At 72.4% G+C, this 18,516-nt stretch carries 15 protein-coding genes; 7 read left to right on the forward strand and 8 right to left on the reverse strand.

Going from position 1 to position 18,516, the window contains the following annotated elements; all coding sequences use genetic code 11:
• Positions 1-62: 62 nt before the first annotated feature.
• The 5 genes from thpR to WBG79_RS16525 all read right to left on the reverse strand — a co-directional run bounded on the left by thpR (position 63) and on the right by WBG79_RS16525 (position 5,965).
• Complete coding sequence (thpR, locus tag WBG79_RS16505; protein WP_337358280.1) at positions 63-677, reverse strand: RNA 2',3'-cyclic phosphodiesterase; 615 nt, start codon at positions 675-677, stop codon at positions 63-65.
• A 109-nt stretch (positions 678-786) separates the two neighbouring features.
• Positions 787-1,596, reverse strand: coding sequence for an exodeoxyribonuclease III (locus WBG79_RS16510; protein WP_337358281.1), 810 nt, complete (start codon positions 1,594-1,596; stop codon positions 787-789).
• A 292-nt stretch (positions 1,597-1,888) separates the two neighbouring features.
• Positions 1,889-2,662: a glutamine amidotransferase gene (locus WBG79_RS16515; RefSeq protein WP_337358282.1), complete on the reverse strand. Its 774-nt coding sequence runs from the start codon at positions 2,660-2,662 to the stop codon at positions 1,889-1,891.
• A gap of 80 nt (positions 2,663-2,742) precedes the next feature.
• Positions 2,743-3,213 (reverse strand): tellurite resistance TerB family protein, encoded by a 471-nt coding sequence (locus tag WBG79_RS16520; RefSeq protein WP_337358283.1) that lies wholly within the window; start codon positions 3,211-3,213, stop codon positions 2,743-2,745.
• 25 nt (positions 3,214-3,238) lie between these two features.
• Positions 3,239-5,965: a bifunctional diguanylate cyclase/phosphodiesterase gene (locus WBG79_RS16525; RefSeq protein WP_337358284.1), complete on the reverse strand. Its 2,727-nt coding sequence runs from the start codon at positions 5,963-5,965 to the stop codon at positions 3,239-3,241.
• A gap of 158 nt (positions 5,966-6,123) precedes the next feature.
• Between WBG79_RS16525 and WBG79_RS16530 the strand changes: the two genes are divergently transcribed.
• The 6 genes from WBG79_RS16530 to WBG79_RS16555 are packed head-to-tail and all read left to right on the forward strand — an operon-like array spanning position 6,124 to position 12,751.
• Positions 6,124-7,488 (forward strand): acetylornithine deacetylase/succinyl-diaminopimelate desuccinylase family protein, encoded by a 1,365-nt coding sequence (locus tag WBG79_RS16530; RefSeq protein ID WP_337358285.1) that lies wholly within the window; start codon positions 6,124-6,126, stop codon positions 7,486-7,488.
• Between the two features lie 2 nt (positions 7,489-7,490).
• Positions 7,491-8,993: an ABC transporter substrate-binding protein gene (locus WBG79_RS16535; protein ID WP_337358286.1), complete on the forward strand. Its 1,503-nt coding sequence runs from the start codon at positions 7,491-7,493 to the stop codon at positions 8,991-8,993.
• Positions 8,994-9,030: 37 nt separating this feature from the next.
• On the forward strand, positions 9,031-9,975 hold the full coding sequence (locus WBG79_RS16540; protein ID WP_337358287.1) for an ABC transporter permease: 945 nt from the start codon (positions 9,031-9,033) through the stop codon (positions 9,973-9,975).
• A 3-nt stretch (positions 9,976-9,978) separates the two neighbouring features.
• Positions 9,979-10,806: an ABC transporter permease gene (locus WBG79_RS16545; protein ID WP_337358288.1), complete on the forward strand. Its 828-nt coding sequence runs from the start codon at positions 9,979-9,981 to the stop codon at positions 10,804-10,806.
• Positions 10,803-11,774 carry an ABC transporter ATP-binding protein gene (locus WBG79_RS16550; protein ID WP_337358289.1) on the forward strand — a complete coding sequence of 324 codons (972 nt, stop codon included), beginning with the start codon at positions 10,803-10,805 and terminating at the stop codon, positions 11,772-11,774. Before WBG79_RS16545 ends, WBG79_RS16550 begins: the two co-directional genes overlap by 4 nt.
• Positions 11,771-12,751: an ABC transporter ATP-binding protein gene (locus WBG79_RS16555; RefSeq protein ID WP_337358290.1), complete on the forward strand. Its 981-nt coding sequence runs from the start codon at positions 11,771-11,773 to the stop codon at positions 12,749-12,751. The genes WBG79_RS16550 and WBG79_RS16555 overlap by 4 nt, the downstream gene beginning before the upstream one ends.
• Here WBG79_RS16555 and WBG79_RS16560 read toward each other — a convergent pair.
• The 3 genes from WBG79_RS16560 to WBG79_RS16570 all read right to left on the reverse strand — a co-directional run bounded on the left by WBG79_RS16560 (position 12,689) and on the right by WBG79_RS16570 (position 17,831).
• A complete protein-coding gene (locus WBG79_RS16560; protein WP_337358291.1) occupies positions 12,689-14,938 on the reverse strand; it encodes a glycoside hydrolase family 3 N-terminal domain-containing protein in 2,250 nt (749 codons plus the stop codon). The genes WBG79_RS16555 and WBG79_RS16560 overlap by 63 nt on opposite strands.
• Before the next feature lie 56 nt (positions 14,939-14,994).
• A complete protein-coding gene (locus tag WBG79_RS16565; RefSeq protein WP_337358292.1) occupies positions 14,995-17,190 on the reverse strand; it encodes a glycoside hydrolase family 3 N-terminal domain-containing protein in 2,196 nt (731 codons plus the stop codon).
• An 86-nt stretch (positions 17,191-17,276) separates the two neighbouring features.
• Positions 17,277-17,831, reverse strand: coding sequence for an O-acetyl-ADP-ribose deacetylase (locus WBG79_RS16570; protein ID WP_337358293.1), 555 nt, complete (start codon positions 17,829-17,831; stop codon positions 17,277-17,279).
• Between the two features lie 126 nt (positions 17,832-17,957).
• On the opposite strand from WBG79_RS16570, the gene WBG79_RS16575 reads away from it, so the two are divergent.
• Positions 17,958-18,512: a TetR/AcrR family transcriptional regulator gene (locus WBG79_RS16575; protein WP_337358294.1), complete on the forward strand. Its 555-nt coding sequence runs from the start codon at positions 17,958-17,960 to the stop codon at positions 18,510-18,512.
• Positions 18,513-18,516: the final 4 nt, after the last annotated feature.

The raw sequence follows: 18,516 nt of genomic DNA on the forward strand, positions 1-18,516 counted from the left end.
CCGCGAGGGTGGAGGGACAGGCTCCCCGGCAGAAGATCGTGCGCCGGGGAGCGGTCTTCAAGTCAACGGGCGGCGGCGCGCAGCGCGCGTCCGGGATACATCCGGCGCATCGCGGCCTCGTCCACCGGTGCCGCGGGGCCGGCGGGACGGAGCGGGTAGCCCTGCTCGACCAGGTAGGGGCCGCCGCCCTTGGAGGCCTTGGACGAGAACAGCACGAAGCGCTCGACCTCCATCCGGCCGCCCGGGAAGCCGCCGCGCACGTCGAGCCACTGGGCGACGTCGCGATGGGACGCGCCCTTCACGCGGGCGACGGTGACGTGCGGGTGGTACTTGCGGCCCTCCGGCGGTAGGCCGAGGCGCTGCAGGATGCGCTCGTGCTCGGCCTGGAGCTCCATCAGGGCAGCGGTCGGCTCGACCCGCACGAAGACCGAATGGGGCTGCCGGCCGCCGAAGTGGTCGACGCCCCTCAGCACCAGATCGAAGCCGCGGCGGGCGACCTTGCCGAGCGCGTGCGCGACCTCGTCGGCGATGCGGTCGTCGACGTCGCCGATGAAGCGGAGCGTCACGTGGTAGTTCTCGGGATCGATCCAGGTCGCGCCTGGCAGGCCGCCGCGGAGCATCGCGATGGAGCGGGCCATCTCCTCGGTGATCTCGAGCCCGGTGAAGAGCCTCGGCATTGCGGTATCCTCCGACTCTGGGCCGCCTGCCGCCGGAACCGGCGAAGCGGCGGCTACGCCACGGGGAAAGTCCGTCGATCGGGGGCTCGGGTCTCCTCTGTCGTTCGCCTCAACGCTCGAAACGAGCCAGGACGGGAACATGATCCGACGGCCGGTCCCAGCCGCGCGCGGCGCGCAGGACTTCCATGCCGGCGGCGCGGGTGCGCAGGTCCTCGGAGATCCAGACGTGATCGAGACGGCGGCCCTTGTCGGCCGCCGCCCAGTCGGCGGCCCGGTAGCTCCACCAAGTGTAGAGCTTCTCGGGGCAGGGCACGAAGCTGCGCATCAGGTCGATCCAGCGCCCGCCGGTGCGGATCGCCTCCAGGGCGGCGGTCTCGCGCGGCGTGTGGCTCACCACCCCGAGGAGCTGCTTGTGGGACCAGACGTCGTCCTCGAGCGGCGCGATGTTGAGATCGCCGACGACCACGCTCGGCATGCCGGCCGGGGCGCGGCCGATCCAGCCGGACAGTTCCTCCAGGAAGTCGAGCTTGTGGGCGAACTTGTCGTTGACGGCCGGGTCCGGCTCGTCGCCGCCGGCCGGGACGTAGAGGTTGTGCAGGTCGATCGGCCCGCCGGGGGCGTCCAGCACCACGCCGATGTGGCGGGCGTCGCCCTTGCCGCAGAAGGGGCGGCGGTCGACGGACGCGATGGGGATGCGGGAGATCACCGCCACGCCGTGGTAGCCCTTCTGGCCGTTGAGCGCGATGTGCGGGTAGCCGAGCTTGCGGAAGACGCCTTCCGGAAAATTGGCGTCCGGGCACTTGGTCTCCTGCAGGCAGATGACGTCCGGATCCCGCTCGGCGACCAGACGCTCGATCAACCCGGTCCGTATCCGGACGGAGTTGATGTTCCAGGTGGCGAGGGTGATCGGTCGAGGCATCGAATCCGGCTGCGTCGGTCGCGGCAGGTGGAGTCTATCAAGGGCCGCCTCGAAAAGGAAAGCGCTCCGTCCCGGGGGGAGGGACGGAGCGCTTCGGGCGGGCGGGAACCCGCCGCGCGATCGGGAGGGAATTCCGATCGCGGCCGGTCGTCCGCGGCGAGACGGGGGGCACACCTATCGGACGCCCGGCCTGTGGACCCATATTTGGCGGCCCTGGCGGTGGGTTCAAGATGACAAGGGGCTTACTTCGGGAAGGCGACTATAAACTGACCGTGAGCTGACGTTGCGGCGCTCAGACGTGCTCGAGCCGGCGCGGACCGGACCGATTGGAAGGGGCGGCGGCGGCCGTCGTCTCGCCCGACAGCCAGAGGTCGAGGAAGCGCTCCAGCCACAAGCGGGTCTGGCTGTCGTAGAGATGGCGCCCTTCGAAGTGGTGGACGTGGGTCTGCGCGCCGGGGAGCTCGAAGCGGTGGGCGCCGCGCACCGTCCAGCGGTACATCATGGCAAGCGTCAGTTCCGGGTGGAACTGGATGCCGTAGGCGGCCGGCCCGACGCGGATGGCCTGGTTGGGGAAGTCGCGGCCGGCGGCGAGCAGGGTCGCGCCGGAGGGCAGGTCGAAACCCTCCCGGTGCCACTGGTAGACATGGCTCGGCCAGGACATCAGGCTGCGGCCCGCCTCCGTCGGGTCGAGGGGGTAGTAGCCGATCTCGACGCGGCCGTGATCGTGCTGGAAGACGCGGCCGCCGAGGTGGCGCACGAGCATCTGGGCGCCGAGGCAGATGCCGAAGAACGGCTTCTCCTCGGCGAGCGGGACGGCCAGCCAGTCGATCTCGCGCCGGACGAAGTCGTCCTCGTCGTTGGCGCTCATTGGGCCGCCGAACACGATGACTCCGGCATGGTCGGCGAGCGTGTCGGGCAGGGGATCGCCGTAGCGCGGCCGGCGGATGTCGAGCACGTAGCCCCGCCGGGTGAGCAACTGGCCGACCCGGCCCGGCGAGGAGGTCTCCTGGTGCAGGACGACCAGGATGCGGGGCAGGGGCGCGGGCTTCGCTCGGGACCGGGGCATTCTCTCGCGAACCATCATGGCGCGGCCCGCGGCGGGCCGCCTTGCACTGCAGCAATCATGACCCGCGGAGGGGGCGGGAATCAACCGGGCACGTCGTCGATTCCAAGGCGTTCCTCGACCTTCTTGCGCAGCAGCACGCGGTCGCGGGTGCCGATGTCCAGAAGTTCGGCGACGCGCCAGACCACGTTGTCCTCGAACTCGTGCAGGCTGCCGTCGGCCAGGACCGCCTCCCACAGGAGCTCGACGACCGCGGCGCGCGACTCGGGCGGGAGGCTGCGCTTCAGGACGCTGGTGAAGCCGTAGAGGTCGACTGCCTCGCCGTCCGCGGCCCGGGCCTGGTCGAGGAGAGCTGCCAGATCGTCGCCGTGCAGGCCGTAGCGGCGTGCCAGCACGTCCTCGATCCGGCGCCGCTCGGCGTCGCCGAAGGTGCCGTCGATCCCGACGGCGTGCACCAGGAGAGCAGCGGTGGCGAGGCGTTCGTCCAGGGCGGGCATGGGCGCCGGTTCGCGTCCGCCGAGATCGGAAAGGAGGCGCTTCAAGACGTCGAACATGGGAGGACTCCGGCCTGGGCCGGATCTAGGGACGGGGCGCCCCTGCGACAAGATGCGGCTGCGCCGGCGAGGTCCGCAGGAGGCGGTTCCGGCGTGCGCCGCCGGTCATGCGACGATGTGTCAGGCCGAGCAGCAGGCCCGGGATCGACTCGGCCACGGCCGGCCGGGCGATGTGATAGCCCTGCGCGAAGTCGCAGCCGAGGTCGGCCAGGATCTGCAGCTGCGCGGGGGTCTCGATCCCTTCGGCGACAACCACCTTGCCGAGGCCGTGGCACAGGCCGACGATCGATTCCACGATCGTCCGGCTCTCCGGCCGGGCCTCGATGTCGCAGACGAAGCTGCGGTCGATCTTGATCTCGGTCACCGGCAGCATCTTCAGGTGCGTCAGGGAGGCGTGGCCGGTCCCGAAGTCGTCGAGCGAGAAGCGCAGGCCGTCTCCGGCCAGGCGCTCGAGGGTCCGGGTGGTCTCGTCCAGGTTCGACCCGAAGAGGTGATTCTCGGTGATCTCGATGCGCACCCGGTCCGGCGCGATGTCGTGGTCGCGCAGGGCGGCGAGAAGGCGCCGGCCGCTCTCCTGGCGCCAGAACATGGGTTCGCCGAGGTTGATCGAGACATGGTCCAGGTCGATGCCTGCCTGGATCCAGGTCCGCATCCGCGCGAGCACCCGGTCGAGCATGCGCCCGTCGAGACGCCGGCTCGTCTCGGGGTCCTCGAACAGCCATTCCATCCCGTCCGCGGTGGTGACCGCGCCGTCGGGCCCGCGCACGCGCATAAGCGCCTCGACGCCCACCGGCCGGCCCGTCGCGAGTTCGACGATCGGCTGGAACACGGGCACGATCCGATCCTCCGCCAGGGCCTGCCGGGCCCCGGCGAGCGCCGTGAAGCGGCGCTCGGTCTCGACGAGGAGCGCGCGCTCGAAATAGGCGGACCGGTTGCGGCCCTCGTGCTTCGACCTGTAGAGCGCGAGGTCGGCGGCGCGCAGCAGTTCCTCGGCCGAGTTGCCGTGCTCCGGATAGACGGCGATGCCGATGCTGCCCGTCACCCGCATGGTCTGGGAGCGGTACTCCACCGGCCGGGCGACTTCGTCGAGCAGCCGGCGGGCGATCTGGTCGAGGTCGGAAAGCCGACGGAAGTTGCCCGCCACGATGGCGAATTCGTCTCCGCCCAGCCGTGCCACCATGTCGCGACGGCGGACGCTGCCGCGCAGCCTGGATCCGGTCATCGCCAGGAGATGGTCCCCGGCGGGATGCCCCAGCATGTCGTTGACCAGCTTGAAGCCGTCGAGATCCAGCATCATGACGCAAAAGCGTCCGAGGCCCCCGGAGGTGCTGACGCGCATGGCCAGGTGCTCGGCCAGCCGCGAGCGGTTGGGCAGGCCCGTGAGCGGGTCGTGCATGGCCGCATGGAAGAGCTCGGCCTCGCCGCGCTTGCGTTCGGTCACGTCCTGCAGGACCGACCAGATGTGCGGCTCACCCCTGCCGGCCCGAACGAGGCGGCCCTGGAACAGGACGGTGCGATGCTCGCCGAACCGGGGGCACAGCTCGAACTCCACCGGGCCGTAGCGCTCCTGGGTCGAGGTATCGTGCAGGAGGCGCCGGAAGGCGGAGCGCTGGTCGGCGCGGACGAGATCCACGAGACCCTTCGCCTGCGCGGCCGGCACCATGGCCCGGAAGGCCGGGTTGGCCTCCATGATGCTGCCGTCCAGGTGCGACTGCACGAGGCCGACGGGCGCCATCTCGTAGAGGGACCGGAACTTGTCGGCGTTGTGACGCGCCTCGTCGCGCACGGCGACGAGCTCGGTGACGTCGGTCCTCAGGCCCACCGTGTGGCCGCGCGCGGTCTTGCGCTCGTCGACCCGGATCATGCGCCCGCCGCTGGCCGGGTACACGAAGGGACGGCCGAGCCGGCGGTGCGCCTCCAGCCGGCTCGCCATCCAGGTCTCGACCCCGCCCTCGAAGTCGGCGGGGACCAGCCCCACGCCCGTCCGGACGACCTGCTCGAAGCTGATCCCGGGGCGCAGTACGCCGGCGTATTCGGGGAACATGGCCCGGTAGGCGTCGTTGCAGAGGACGAACCGGTCGTGCTCGTCGAAGATGATGAAGCCCTCCGGGATGGTCTGCAGGGCCTCCCGCAGGATCTCGGTGGCGTCGAACCGTTCCCGCTCCACCGCGATCAGGTCCATGAGCAGGGCGCAGATGCGAGTGAGCGGCTCGAACTCGGCGAGCAGCGCTTCCGAATAGCCTCCGGGACAGTTGGCGAGCCCGATCAGGCCGACCCTCTTCGACCCTTGCACGAGAGGCAGGCCCAGGAAGCTGGTGACGGCGGGATGCCCGGGGGGCAGATCCGCCGACTTCTCCGGATAGACCCCCATCAGGGGCTGGCCCGACCTGATCATGCGGCCGATCAGGCCGTGGCGACTGGCCGACATGAAGTCCCGGTCGCCGAGGCCCGAGTCGAGCCAGCCCAGGTCTCCGGCCCCCATTCCCTGGAAGGCGTAGGGGCGGAGAATGTGTTCCCCGTCGATCTCGCGGATTTCCCCGATGAAGCCGAGGGAGCTGCCGCTCAGGTCCATGGCGGCCGTCAGCATGGCGGCGAAGGCGGAGGTGGGGTCGGTGCCGGGCTGGACCGAGCGCTGCAGGTCCGAGATTGCCGCCAGGAGGTCGAGCGCCCGATGCGTGCCGACCGCGGCCGGCCGCACCGGCCCGTCCGTTGCCTGCAGGTCCGCCCCGTCCGTCGCTTCGCCCCTTGACACGGAAGACCCGTTCCTGACATCCATCGAGTGCCGTAACGTAAGGCGGCTTTCCTTAATCCGTCGTGAAGTTGTGGCTCTCTACTCTTGGGTGCGCTGAAGTTTCACCGCATGCCGTGCTCCTTCCTTGATGCATGGCCCGGGGGGCCTATAGTGCGGCCATGACCGTGGACACCGCCCGTGCCGTGGCCCCGCCGCCGCTGTCCAGCGGCGACAGCCGCCTCGCTCCCCTCCTGGCGCGCATCGACGGGCTCGGCGACGAACTCGCCGCGCTGACGCGCGACCTCATCCGCTTCCCGACCGTGAACCCGCCGGGCGAAGCCTACCGGCCCTGCGCGGAGTTCATCGGGCGGCGCCTGGAGGCGCGCGGCTTCACGGTCCGCTACGTTCGGGCGGAGGGCACGCCGGGGGACAGCGACCGCCATCCGCGCATCAACGTGATCGCCCGGCGCGAGGGCGCCCGGCCCGGGCCGACGGTGCACTTCAACGGCCACATCGACGTGGTGGAGGCGGGGCACGGCTGGACCGTCGACCCGTTCGAGGGCGTGGTGCGCGACGGCCGCGTCTACGGCCGGGGCGCCTGCGACATGAAGGGCGGCATCGCGGCCGCGATCGTGGCCGCGGAGGCGATCCTGGCGGAGGGCGTCGACTTCCCCGGCGCGATCGAGATATCCGGCACGGTGGACGAGGAATCCGGCGGGTTCGGCGGGGTCGGCTACCTGGCCCGGCACGGCTGGTTCGACCGGGGGCGGGTCGACCACGTGATCATCCCCGAGCCGCTCGGGGTCGACCGGGTCTGCCTCGGCCACCGCGGCGTGTGGTGGGCGGAGATCGAGATGAAGGGCCGGATCGGGCACGGCTCGATGCCCTATCTCGGCGTCAACGCGATCCGCGGCATGGCCGACTTCCTGGCGCTCGTCGAGGCGGAGCTCCTGCCGGCGCTGGACGGGCGGGTCACCCGCATGCCCTGCGAGCCGCCGGGCTCCCGGAGGGCGACGCTCAACTACAACTCGGTCCATGGCGGCCTGCCGGAGCCGCGCGACGAGGGCCTTCCGGCGCCGGTCGTCGCGGATTCCTGCCGCCTGGTGCTCGACCGCCGCTTCCTGGTCGAGGAGGACTACGAGGCCGTGCGCCGGGAGGTGATCGGCCTCCTGGACCGCGCCAAGGCACGGCGCGCCGGGCTCGACTACGCCCTGAAGGACATCATGACCTTCACGCCGACCATGACGGAGCCGGACGCGCCGGTCGTGCGGGCGCTCGACCACTGGATCCACCGCGTGCTGGGGCGGCCGTCGCGCCACATCGCCTCCCCGGGCACCTACGACCAGAAGCACATCACCCGCCACGGCGGCGTGATCGATTGCGTCGCATACGGCCCCGGGATCCTGGACCTCGCGCACCAGCCGGACGAGTATGTGGACATCGCCGACATGGTCGCCTCGGCCAAGATCATGGCGGCGGCGGCGCTGACGTTGACCGGGGCGCTGGACGCGCCGGCGGCGGGCCGACGAGAACAGGGAGACTAGGGATGCGGGGACACGGCGTTCGGAACGGGCTGGGGCTTCTGCCGCTTCTGGCCCTCGGTGCGGCAAGCGTCGGGGCGGTGCTGCCCGCCTCCGCGCAGGACAAGGGGCAGGCGACGCTCTGCCAGACCCTCGAGCCGCCGGTCCTCGACCCGACCGCCGGAGCCGCGCAGGCGATCCGGGAGGTCACCTACGCCAACATCTTCGAGGGCCTGGTCGGAATCGACCGTGCCGGCAAGATCGTGCCGCGGCTCGCCGAGAGCTGGGCCATCTCGCCCGACAACCTGACCTATACGTTCAAGCTGCGCCCGGGCGTGAGCTTCCACGACGGCTCGCCGATGACGTCCGCGGACGTGAAGTATTCGCTGGAGCGGGCCGTGGCGCCCGACTCCAAGAACGCGCAGAAGTGGATCTTCACCCCAATCGCGTCGGTGGAGACGCCCGACGCGTCGACCGTCAAGGTGACGCTCAAGCAGGTCACCGCGAACTTCCTCTACGGGCTCGGCTGGGGCGACGCGATCATCGTGTCGGAGAAGTCGGCCGCCAACAACGCCACCGCACCGGTCGGCACCGGCCCCTACCGGCTCGACCGCTGGACCCGCGGGGACCGGCTCAGCCTCGTCGCCGCGGACGGGTGGTGGGGCGGCAAGCCGGCGATCCCGCGCGTGACCTTCCGGTTCATCAACGACCCGCAGGCGCAGCTCGCCGCCATCCAGTCGGGCGACTGCGACGCGCTCACCAACTTCGGGGCCGCGGAGGCCCTGGAGACCCTCAAGGCGGACAAGCGGCTGACGGTCTCGATCGGCAAGACCGAGGGCGAGACGATCGTCGCCATGAACAACGGCAAGAAGCCGCTCGACGACATCCGGGTCCGGCGTGCCCTCGCGCATGCGATCGACCGCAACCAGGTCAATGTCGGGGCGACCAACGGCACCGGCACGCCGATCGGCAGCCACTTCTCGCCCGCGCAGCCCGGCTACGTCGACCTGACCGGCCGCTATCCCTACGATCCGGCCAAGGCCAAGGCGCTGCTGGCGGAAGCCGGGGTCTCCGGGCTGACCCTGTCGCTCAAGGTGCCCCCGCCCGCCTATGCGCGGCGCTCCTCCGAGATCGTCGCCGCCATGCTGGGCGAGGTCGGCATCAAGGTGTCGATCGAGAACATCGAGTTCCCGCAGTGGCTCGACCGCGTGTTCAAGAACAAGGACTACGACCTGACGATCATCTCCCACACGGAGCCGCTCGACATCAACATCTACAACCGGCCCGACTACTACTTCCAGTACCGGTCGCCGGCCTTCGCTGAGATCATGGCGAAGATCGACGCGACCACCGACGACGCGGCGCGCATCAAGCTCTACGGGGACGCGCAACGTCAACTCGCCGAAGACAGCGTCAACGTGTTCCTCTTCGTGCTGCCGAAGATCACGGTCGCCAAGACGGGCCTGAAGGGGATGTGGACGGACTGGCCGATCCCGGCGACGCCGCTGACGGATCTCTCCTGGCAGTGAGGGCGGATCGCCCCGCGCCCCCGGCCCGGCCGCGGCCATGCTGAGCTTCCTCGCTCGGCGGCTCGGGGGACTGGCGGCGACGCTGCTCGCCACCGCGCTCGTGGTGTTCCTGGTGCTGGAGATCCTGCCCGGCGATCCGGCCGCGGTGGTGCTCGGGCTCGGGGCGACGCCCGAGAACCTGGCGGCGCTCAGGGCCGACTTCGGACTCGACCGGCCGGCGCCGGAGCGCTTCCTGCGCTGGATCGGCGGGCTCCTGACGGGGGACCTCGGGACGAGCTACACCTACCGGGTGCCCGTCGCGGACCTGATCCTGGAACGGATGGCCGTGACGCTGCCGCTGGCGGTCGCGGCTATCCTGTGCGCCGCCGGGATCGGCATCCCGCTCGGGCTCTACGCCGCCGCCAACGCCAACCGGGCCGGCGACGTCGGCGTCATGCTGTTCGCCCAGGTGGGGCTCGCGGTGCCGAATTTCTGGTTCGGCATCCTGCTCGTGCTGGCCTTCTCGGTCGGCCTCGGGTGGATGCCGTCGGGCGGCTTCCCGGGCTGGGAGAACGGAGTCCCGGCCGCGGCGCGCGCGCTCGTGCTGCCGACGCTGGCGCTGGCGCTGCCGCAGGCGGCGATCCTGGCGCGAGTGACGCGCTCGGCCACCCTGGAGGCGCTGCAGGAGGACTGGGTGCGGACGGCGCGGGCGAAGGGCCTGACGGCGCGCCAGACCCTGACCCGGCACGTGCTGCGCAACGCGCTCGTCCCGGTGGTGACCATCCTCGGCCTGCAGTTCTCCTTCCTGGTCGCCGGCGCGATCGTGATCGAGAACGTCTTCTCGCTGCCGGGCCTCGGGCGGCTCGTCTTCCAGGCGATCGGCCAGCACGACATCATCGTGGTCAAGGACCTGGTGGTCGTCTTCGCCGCCATGGTGGTCACCGTCAACGTCGCGGTCGACATCGCGTACGGCCTCGTCGATCCCCGGCTGAGGCGGCGATAGAGCATGCGCTGGTGGCGGCACCCTTCGCTCCTGGTCGGCGGCTGCCTGGCGGGCGCGCTCGTGCTCGTCGCCCTGGTGGCGCTGGTCTGGACGCCGTTCGACCCCGCCCAGATGGCGATGGGGCGGCGGCTGCAGGGGCCGTCGGCCGCGCATTGGCTCGGGACCGACCCGTTCGGCCGGGACGTGCTGTCCAAGCTCATGCGCGGGGCCGTCAACTCCCTCCGGGTCGGGCTGCTGGCGGTCGGCCTCGGGCTTGCCGCCGGGGTGGCGCTCGGGGCCCTGGCGGCGGCGCGGGCGGGCTCGCTGCTCGACGAGGCGGTGATGCGGACCGCTGACTTCACCTTCGCGTTCCCGGCCGTGCTGACCGCCATCATGATCACCGCGCTGGCCGGGCCGGGCGCGCTCAACGCGATCCTGGCGATCGCGATCTTCAACGTGCCGGTCTTCGCGCGGCTGGCGCGCGGCGCGGCCCTGCAGGTCTGGTCGCGCGACTTTGTGCTCGCCGCGCGGGCGGCGGGGCTGACCGGGCTCGCCATCACGACCCGCCACGTGGTGCCGAACATCGCCGGCCTGGTCGTCGTGCAGGCGACCATCCAGTTCGCGCTCGCCATCCTGGCGGAGGCGGGGCTCTCCTACCTGGGGCTCGGGACGCAGCCGCCGGAGCCGAGCTGGGGGCGCATGCTGAACGAGGCGCAGACCTTCCTGCAGACCCAACCGCTCCTCGCCGTCTTCCCGGGCGTCGCCATCGCGGCCGCGGTGCTCGGCTTCAACCTGCTCGGCGACGGCCTGCGCGATCTCATCGATCCGAAGAGCCGCAGGGCGCGGACATGACGGCCGCGCCCCTTCTCCGGGTGAGCGACCTGACGGTTGCGCTCGACCTGCCGGCCGGCCCGGCCCGGGTGGTGCGGGACCTGTCCTTCGCGCTCGATGCGGGCGAGTCGCTCGCCATCGTGGGGGAGAGCGGGTCGGGCAAGTCGATGACGGCCCTCGCCCTGATCGGGCTCCTGCCGTCGGTCGCCCGCGTCTCCGGATCGATCCGGTTCGAGGGACGCGAGCTGGTCGGGGCGCCGGAGGCGGCGCTGACCGCCCTGCGCGGCGCGCGGATCGGTATGGTGTTCCAGGAGCCCATGACGTCGCTGAACCCGGTGCACCGGATCGGTGACCAGGTGGCGGAACCGCTCCTCGTGCATGGCCGGACCGACCGGGCGGCGGCCCGCGCGGAGGCCTTGCGGCTCCTGGAGCGGGTCGGGATCGCGCGCGCCCGGGAGCGGCTCGACGCCTACCCGCACGAGCTCTCGGGCGGCCAGCGGCAGCGGGTGATGATCGCCATAGCGCTCGCGTGCCGGCCGGCGCTGCTCGTCGCCGACGAGCCGACCTCGGCGCTCGATGTCACCGTCCAGGCCGCGCTGATCGACCTCCTGAAGGACCTCGCGCGCGATTTCGGGATGGCGCTGGTGGTGATCTCGCACGACCTCGCCGTTGTGGCCGGGCTGGCCGCCCGCAGCATGGTCATGTACGGCGGCGTCGCCATGGAGGAGGGACCGACCCGCGACCTGTTCCGGGCCCCGCGCCATCCCTACACGATCGGCCTCGTGGCCGCCTCGCCGAGCCGGCGGGCGCTGCCGGGGCGGCTGGCCGCCATCCCCGGGACGGTGCCGAGCGCCGACCGGCTGCCGGCCGGCTGCCCCTTCTTCGGCCGCTGCCCGCGCGGGACGGCGATCTGCCGGGACGTGCCGCCGCCGGCGATCCGCCAGGGGGAGCGGGTGGCGCGCTGCCATCACCTGGAGGGCGGGCCGTGACGGCGGGGCCGCTCCTCAGGGCCGAGGCCCTGGTCCGGCGCTACCCGGTCGGACGCCGGCGGCTGTTCCGGGCGCCCGACACCGTGGCGGCCGTCGACGGGGTGTCGTTCACGATCGAGATGGGGCGGAGCCTCGGGATCGTGGGCGAGAGCGGGTCGGGCAAGTCGACTCTGGCGCGGCTCGCGATGGCGCTGGAGCGGCCGGACGAGGGCCGGGTCCTGTTCCGCGGCGAGGACCTGAACGGGCTGCCGCCGGACCGCCTGCGCGACCGGCGGCGGCAGTTCCAGATGGTGTTCCAGGACCCCTACGGCTCGCTCGATCCCAGGCTGACCGTGCTGGCGATCGTGGCGGAGCCCCTCGACGTGGCGGAGCCCGGTCTGGCGCGGGCCGAGCGGCGCGAGCGCGTCTCGGCCGTGCTCGAGGCCGTGGGGCTCGGGCCCGAGGCGCTCGGCCGGTATCCGCACGAGTTCTCGGGCGGCCAGCGGCAGCGGATCGCGATCGCGCGGGCGCTCGTCACGGAGCCGGCCCTGGTGGTCGCCGACGAGCCGGTCTCGGCGCTGGACGTCTCTGTCCAGGCGCAGGTGCTCAACCTGATGAGCGACCTCGGGGCGCGCCGCGGGCTCACCTACCTGTTCGTCAGCCACGACCTGGCGGTGGTCGAGCACATGGCCGATCGGGTCCTCGTGATGCTGCGCGGCCGTGTCGTCGAGGAGGGGCCCGCGGCCGCGCTCTTCGCCCGGCCGGCGCATCCCTACACGCGGGCGCTCGTCGACGCATTGCCGGCCTTCGACGCGGAGCCCGGGGCCGCGGCCACGGGCCTGAAGCTCGGGGAGCCCGCCGCGTCGATGCCGGCCGGCTGCGTGCTGGCCGACCGGTGCCCCTTCGCCGACCGGCGCTGCCGGGAGCAGCGGCCGTCACTGGCCCCGCTTGGAGCCGAGGACCGTCAGGTGGCCTGCTTCAAACCGCTGGGCGGCTAGGCGGGCCGGGGTGCGCCGGAACTCCGAGCGGACCGTGAACTCGCCGGCGGGCGGGGCCGCGGCGCTGCCGCCCACGAAGGCCTGGAAGCGGCCGGGCTCGACCACGTAGGTGCCGTCCTCCAGGTGGAAGCCCAGGTTCTCGGCCGGGACCTTCAGGACGACGTCCTTGGTCTCGCCGGGCTCCAGGTCGACCCGGCCGAAGGCCTTCAGCTCGCGCAGCGGTCGGGTGCGGCTCGCCACGACGTCACGCACGTAGAGCTGCACGACCTCGCGGGTCCGGCGCTCGCCCTTGTTGGTGACCGGGACCATGACCTCGACGGTCTGTCCGGCGTCCAGGATGGGGGTGAGGATGACGGGCGTGCCGTAGGCGACGGGCGCATAGCCGAGGCCCCAGCCGAAGGGGAAGAGCGGGCCGATGGCGGTGTCGAGGTAGCGGCTGGTGAAGCGGTCCTCGACCTTGCCGGGGCGGGCGGTCGGCAGGGAATCGTAGGTGATCGGCACCTGGCCGGTGGTGCGCGGGAAGGTGACGGGGAGACGGCCGACCGGGTCGTGGTCGCCGAAGAGCACGTCCGCGACGGCATTGCCGGCCTCGGTGCCCGGGTACCAGGCGAGGAGCCAGGACGGCGCCAGGCCGATCGCGGACTCGAGCGCCATGGGGCGGCCGGTGAGCAGGACCACGGCGACCGGCTTGCCGGTCTCCGAAAGGCGCTTCAGGAGGTCTCGCTGCCGGCCGGGCAGTTCCAGGCTCGCCCGGCTGGCGCCCTCGCCGGTGTAGTCCCGGGGCTCGCCGAGAACCACCACGACGCGGTCGGCCTGTTCGGCGGCGCGGGCGGCGGCCGCGAAGCCGGCGTCCGTCGAGCAGTGGAGGTCGCAGCCTTCGGCGTAGAGGACGCGGGTGCCGCGCGGGGCGCGGGCCTTGATGCCGTCCAGGATGGTGACGGTGTCGTCGTGGACGGCGGCGGCGGTGTTGGAGCCGAGCGGGTTCACCTTGTCGAGCGCGAGCGCGCCGACGACCGCGACGGTGCGGGTTCCGGGCGGGATCGGCAGGACCCCGCGGTCGTTCTTCAGGAGCACGAAGGTCTCGCGCGCCAGCTCCCGGGCGGCCCGGCGGATCTCGGGCGAGCCGAGCACCCGGGCGGCGGCGGCCGGGTCGAAGGGGGGCTCGTCGAAGAGGCCGAGCTTCTCCTTGACGGCGAGGACGCGGGCGACCGAGCGGTCGATCGCCGCCTCGGGAACCCGGCCGGCGCGCACGTGGGCGGCGAGCGCCTTGGCGTAGGCGTTGCCGTCCATGTCCTGGTCGACGCCGGCCCGGAAGGCCATCAGGGCGGCGTCGCTGTCGGTCTCGGCGAAGCCGTGCAGGACAATTTCGGGGACGGCGTTCATGTCGGACACGACGTAGCCGTCGAAGCCCCACTCCTCGCGCAGGATCTCGGTCAGCAGCATCCGGCTCGCCGTGGTCGGCACGCCGTTCAGCGAGACGTAGGAGGTCATGACCAGGTCGACGCCCGCCTCGACGGCCATGCGGTAAGGCGGCAGGTAGCGGTCGCGCAGGGTGGCGGTGGAGATGTCGGCGGGGCCGTAGTCGCGGCCGCCCTCGGCGGCGCCGTAGCCGGCGAAGTGCTTCAGGGTCGAGGCGATGCCGCCGCGCCGGAAGCCTTCGACGCGGGCGCGGGCGAAGAGGCCGTTGAGCATCGGGTCCTCGCCGCCGCCCTCCACGATGCGACCCCAGCGCGGATCGCGGGCGAGGTCGGCGACGGGCGAGAAGGTGAGGTTGATGCCGGCGGCGCGGGATTCCACGCCGGCCCAGTAGGCGGCCCGCTCGGCGACCGAGGGGTCGAAGCTGGCGGCCTCCGCCAGCGGCACGGCGAACTGGGTGCGGTAGCCGTGGATCACGTCGAGGCCGAAGAGCAGCGGGATGCCCAGCGGCGAGCGGGCGTTGACCTCCCGAACCCGGGCGACGTCCGCCGGGGTGAAGAAGTTGAGCACCGCCCCGGCCCAGCCGGCCGCGATCCGCGCCTCGTCGTAGGCCCCGCCGCGCGAGGGCATGTCGAGCTGGCCGATCTTCTCCTCGAGCGACATCATCCCGATCAGCCGGCGCACACGCTCGGAGGGCAGGTTCTCGGCGGCGGCCGGGAGGGAGGCGAGGGCGATCAGGCCGGCGAGGGCGGCGCGGGCGAACAACGTCATGAGATCCTCAATCGCAGCGTCCGGTCGGTTCCTTTTAGGGAAGGCGGCTCGAAATGTCAGGGCGCCGCGAGGTCGAAATCGGCCGACATCGTTGCCGTCGAGCTGCCGCCGACGAAAATCCGGAAGCGTCCGGGCTCCACCACATAGCGCCCGTCGTCGAGATGGAAGCCGAGGTCGGCGACCGGGACGTCGAGCCGCACGCGCCGCGTCTCGCCGGAGGCGAGCGCGATCTTGCGGAAGGCCTTCAGCTCCTTCACGGGCCGGCTTTTGGTGCCGACCAGGTCGCGGACGTAGAGCTGCACCACCTCGGAGCCCGCGCGGCGGCCGGTGTTGGTCACGTCGACGCTGACCTGGAGCGTGTCGCCGGGGCGCACCGTCGCGGGCACCTTCAGGTCGGCATACGCGAAGGTCGTGTAGGAGAGGCCGAAGCCGAACGGGTAGAGGGGCGTGACCTCCTCGTCGATGTATTTCGACGAGTAATGGTCGCCGGTCGGCGGGCGCCCTGTCGGCAGGTGGTTGTAGTAGAGCGGGATCTGGCCGACCGCCCGGGGCATGGTCATCGGCAGCTTGCCGGAGGGCGCGGCGTCGCCGAAGAGGACGTCCGCGATGGCCGGTCCGCCCATGGTGCCGGGGCTGAAGGCGTACAGGATCGCGTCGACGTGCTCGGCCGCCCAGGTGATCGCCATCGGCCGGCCGGCGAGGACCACCAGGACGACCGGCTTGCCGGTCGCTGCGACGGCCTCCAGCAACGCCTGCTGGCGGTTGGGCAGGCCGAGGCGCGTGCGCGAGGTGCCCTCGGCGGTGAGCCACCAGGGCTCGCCCAGCACGGCCACGACGAGGTCGGCGCGGCGGGCCGCCTCGACGGCCTCGGCGAAGCCCTCGTCGGTCCGGCAATCGGGCTTGCAGCCGGGCGCATAGGTGATTTCGACCGCCGATCCGGCGCGGGCGCGCAAGGCGCCGAGGGTCGGCACGGCGTCGTCCTGGCGACCGTCGGCGCCCCAGGAGCCCATGTGATCGGCGGGGGAATCGGCGAGGCTGCCGACGACGGCGATGCGCCTGACCGTCGGGGCGATGGGCAGGACGTCCCACCGGTTCTTCAGCAGTACCATCGAGCCGACCGCGGCGGCGCGGGCGGTGGCCTGCGCCTCCGGGGTGAACAGCTTGGCGGCGGCCGCTGCCGGGTCCGGGTCCGGTCGGTCGAAGAGGCCCATGCGGACCTTCACCCTGAGGACGCGCCGGACCGCCTCGTCCAGGCGGGCGAGCGGCACCCGGCCGGCCTCGACCTCGGCGGCCAGCGAGGTCTTGAACATGTCGCCCGCCATCTCGACGTCGAGCCCGGCCAGGATCGCCTTGCGGGCGGCATCGGGGAAATCGGCGGCGTGGCCGTGGTTGATCAGCTCCCAGACGGAGTCCCAGTCGGAGATAACGAAGCCGTCGAAGCGCCACTCGGTCTTGAGGATACCGTCGATGAGCCCCTTGTGGGCGGTGGCGGGCGTGCCGTTCAGGGCGTTGAAGGCCGACATCACGCTGAGCGCGCCGGCCTCGACGCCGGCCCGGAACGGCGGCAGGTAGAGGTCGCGAAGGGTGTTGGGGGCGATCTCGGTGGAGTTGTAGTCGCGCCCCGCCTCGGCGGCCCCGTAGCCCGCGTAGTGCTTCAGCGACGCCATGATGCCGCCCTTCAGGAAGCCGCGCACCTGCGCGGCGGCCATGCGGCCGGCGAGGTGGGGATCCTCGCCCGGTCCCTCCACGACGCGGCCCCAGCGCGGATCGCGGGAGAGGTCGACCATGGGGGCGAGGGTCCAATGCAGGCCGACCGCGGCCGATTCCCGGCCCGCCCATTCGGACGCCGTCTCGACGAGGTCCGGGTCGAAGGTGGCGGCGAGCCCGAGGGGCACGGGGAACAGGGTGCGAAACCCGTGGATGACGTTGTTGGCGATCAGGATCGGGATGCCGAGCCGGGATTCGCGCGCGGCCTTCTGGATCTTGGCGATCTCGTAGGGGTCGACCGGGTTGGTGATCGACCCGATGATGCCGCTGCGCGCCTGCTCGACGTCGAAGCCGACCGCGTAGCCGCCCTGGCGAAGCTGTCCGACCTTCTCGGCGAGCGTCATGCGGGCAAGCAGGGCGTCGATGCGCGCCTCCACGCCCGGGTCGCGGGCGAAGGGGCGGGGTGCGGGTTCGGAGGCCGGGGCGGGGGCCGCGAGGGCGAGTCCTGTGAGGAGGGAGAGGACGGCGGCTAGTCCACGTCGCATCGGCGAGCTTCCCGGACGGGTGGCGGGGAGCCTCGCGCTTAAGGGCTTTTCGACGCGGCGGCAAGCGCCGGGGCGTGCGGAGAGCGTCAGGGCGGGTCGGGCGAGAGGCCGAGCGCCTCCAGGGCGCGGCGGTGCTCGGCGGCGGAGCGGTCCGAGAAGCAGGCGAACACGATCCTGTCGAAGGCGCCACCCGCGGCCTCCGCGCGCACGCTGGCGGCGGCGACGTCGGCGGCGAGGCCGGCCGGGTAGCCGTAGACGCCCGTCGAGATGGCCGGAAAGGCGACGCTGCGCAGGCCATGCGTGGCGGCGAGGCGGAGCGCGTTGCGATAGGCGGCGGCCAGCAGGCCGGCCTCGCCGGCGCCGCCGCCCCGCCAGACCGGGCCGACGGTGTGGATGACGTGGGCTGCCGGAAGACGGTAGCCGCCGGTCAGCCGTGCCTCGCCGGTCGGGCAGCCGCCGAGGGTCCGGCACTCGGCCAGCAGGTCCGGCCCGGCGGCCCGGTGGATCGCCCCGTCGACGCCGCCGCCGCCGAGCAGGCTCTCGTTGGCGGCATTGACGATGGCGTCGACCGCCAGCGTGGTGATGTCGGCGACGCGGACCTCGATCCCGGTCGCGCCGAGCCGGTAGACAACGGTCGTCATGGCGCGAGAGTAGGCGCCTCGGCAGCCTGCGGGAAGTCCCCCCGCTACGTCATGCAATCCCTTGCAGCCTTGCGCAGCGGCGCGCAGGAGCGGAGAATGTTGCCGTCCTGCCAAGGGGGGCTCGGCATGGTTCATCGCCGGGATACGCGGGAACGCCTCGTGCACGCCGCGGCCGACCTCTTCTGGGCGCGCGGCTACGAGGCGGCCAGTCTCGCCGACATCGCCCGGGAGGCGTCGGTCCCGGTCGGCAACGTCTTCTATCACTTCCGGGCGAAGAGCGATCTCGGCCGTGCGGTCGCGGGACTGTTCGTGGCCGAGGCGGCGGCGGCGCTCGCCGGCATCGAACGGCGCCACGGCGAGCCGCGGGCGCGCATCGGCGCCTTCGTGGACCTCTTGGCTGAATCGACGGCCTCGCGGGTGGCGCGCGGCTGCCCGATCGCGCGGGCGGCACGGGAGTTCCCCCGGGAGGCGGGGGAGGCGGGCGCCGCGGCGGTGTTCGCCCTGATGGGGGCCTGGCTCGAGGCCCAGCTCGCGGGTGCCGGGGCCGCGGATCCGCCCGCGGTGGCGCGGAGCGCGCTGGCCCGGTGGCAGGGCGCCATCGTGCTCGCCTCGGCGCTCGGGGACGCGACCGTCCTGACCGGGGAGATCGAGGCGCTCCGGCGCGATCTCGCCCGGGCCTGAGCGC

Source organism: Prosthecomicrobium sp. N25, from assembly GCF_037203705.1.
Lineage (GTDB): Bacteria > Pseudomonadota > Alphaproteobacteria > Rhizobiales > Ancalomicrobiaceae > Prosthecodimorpha.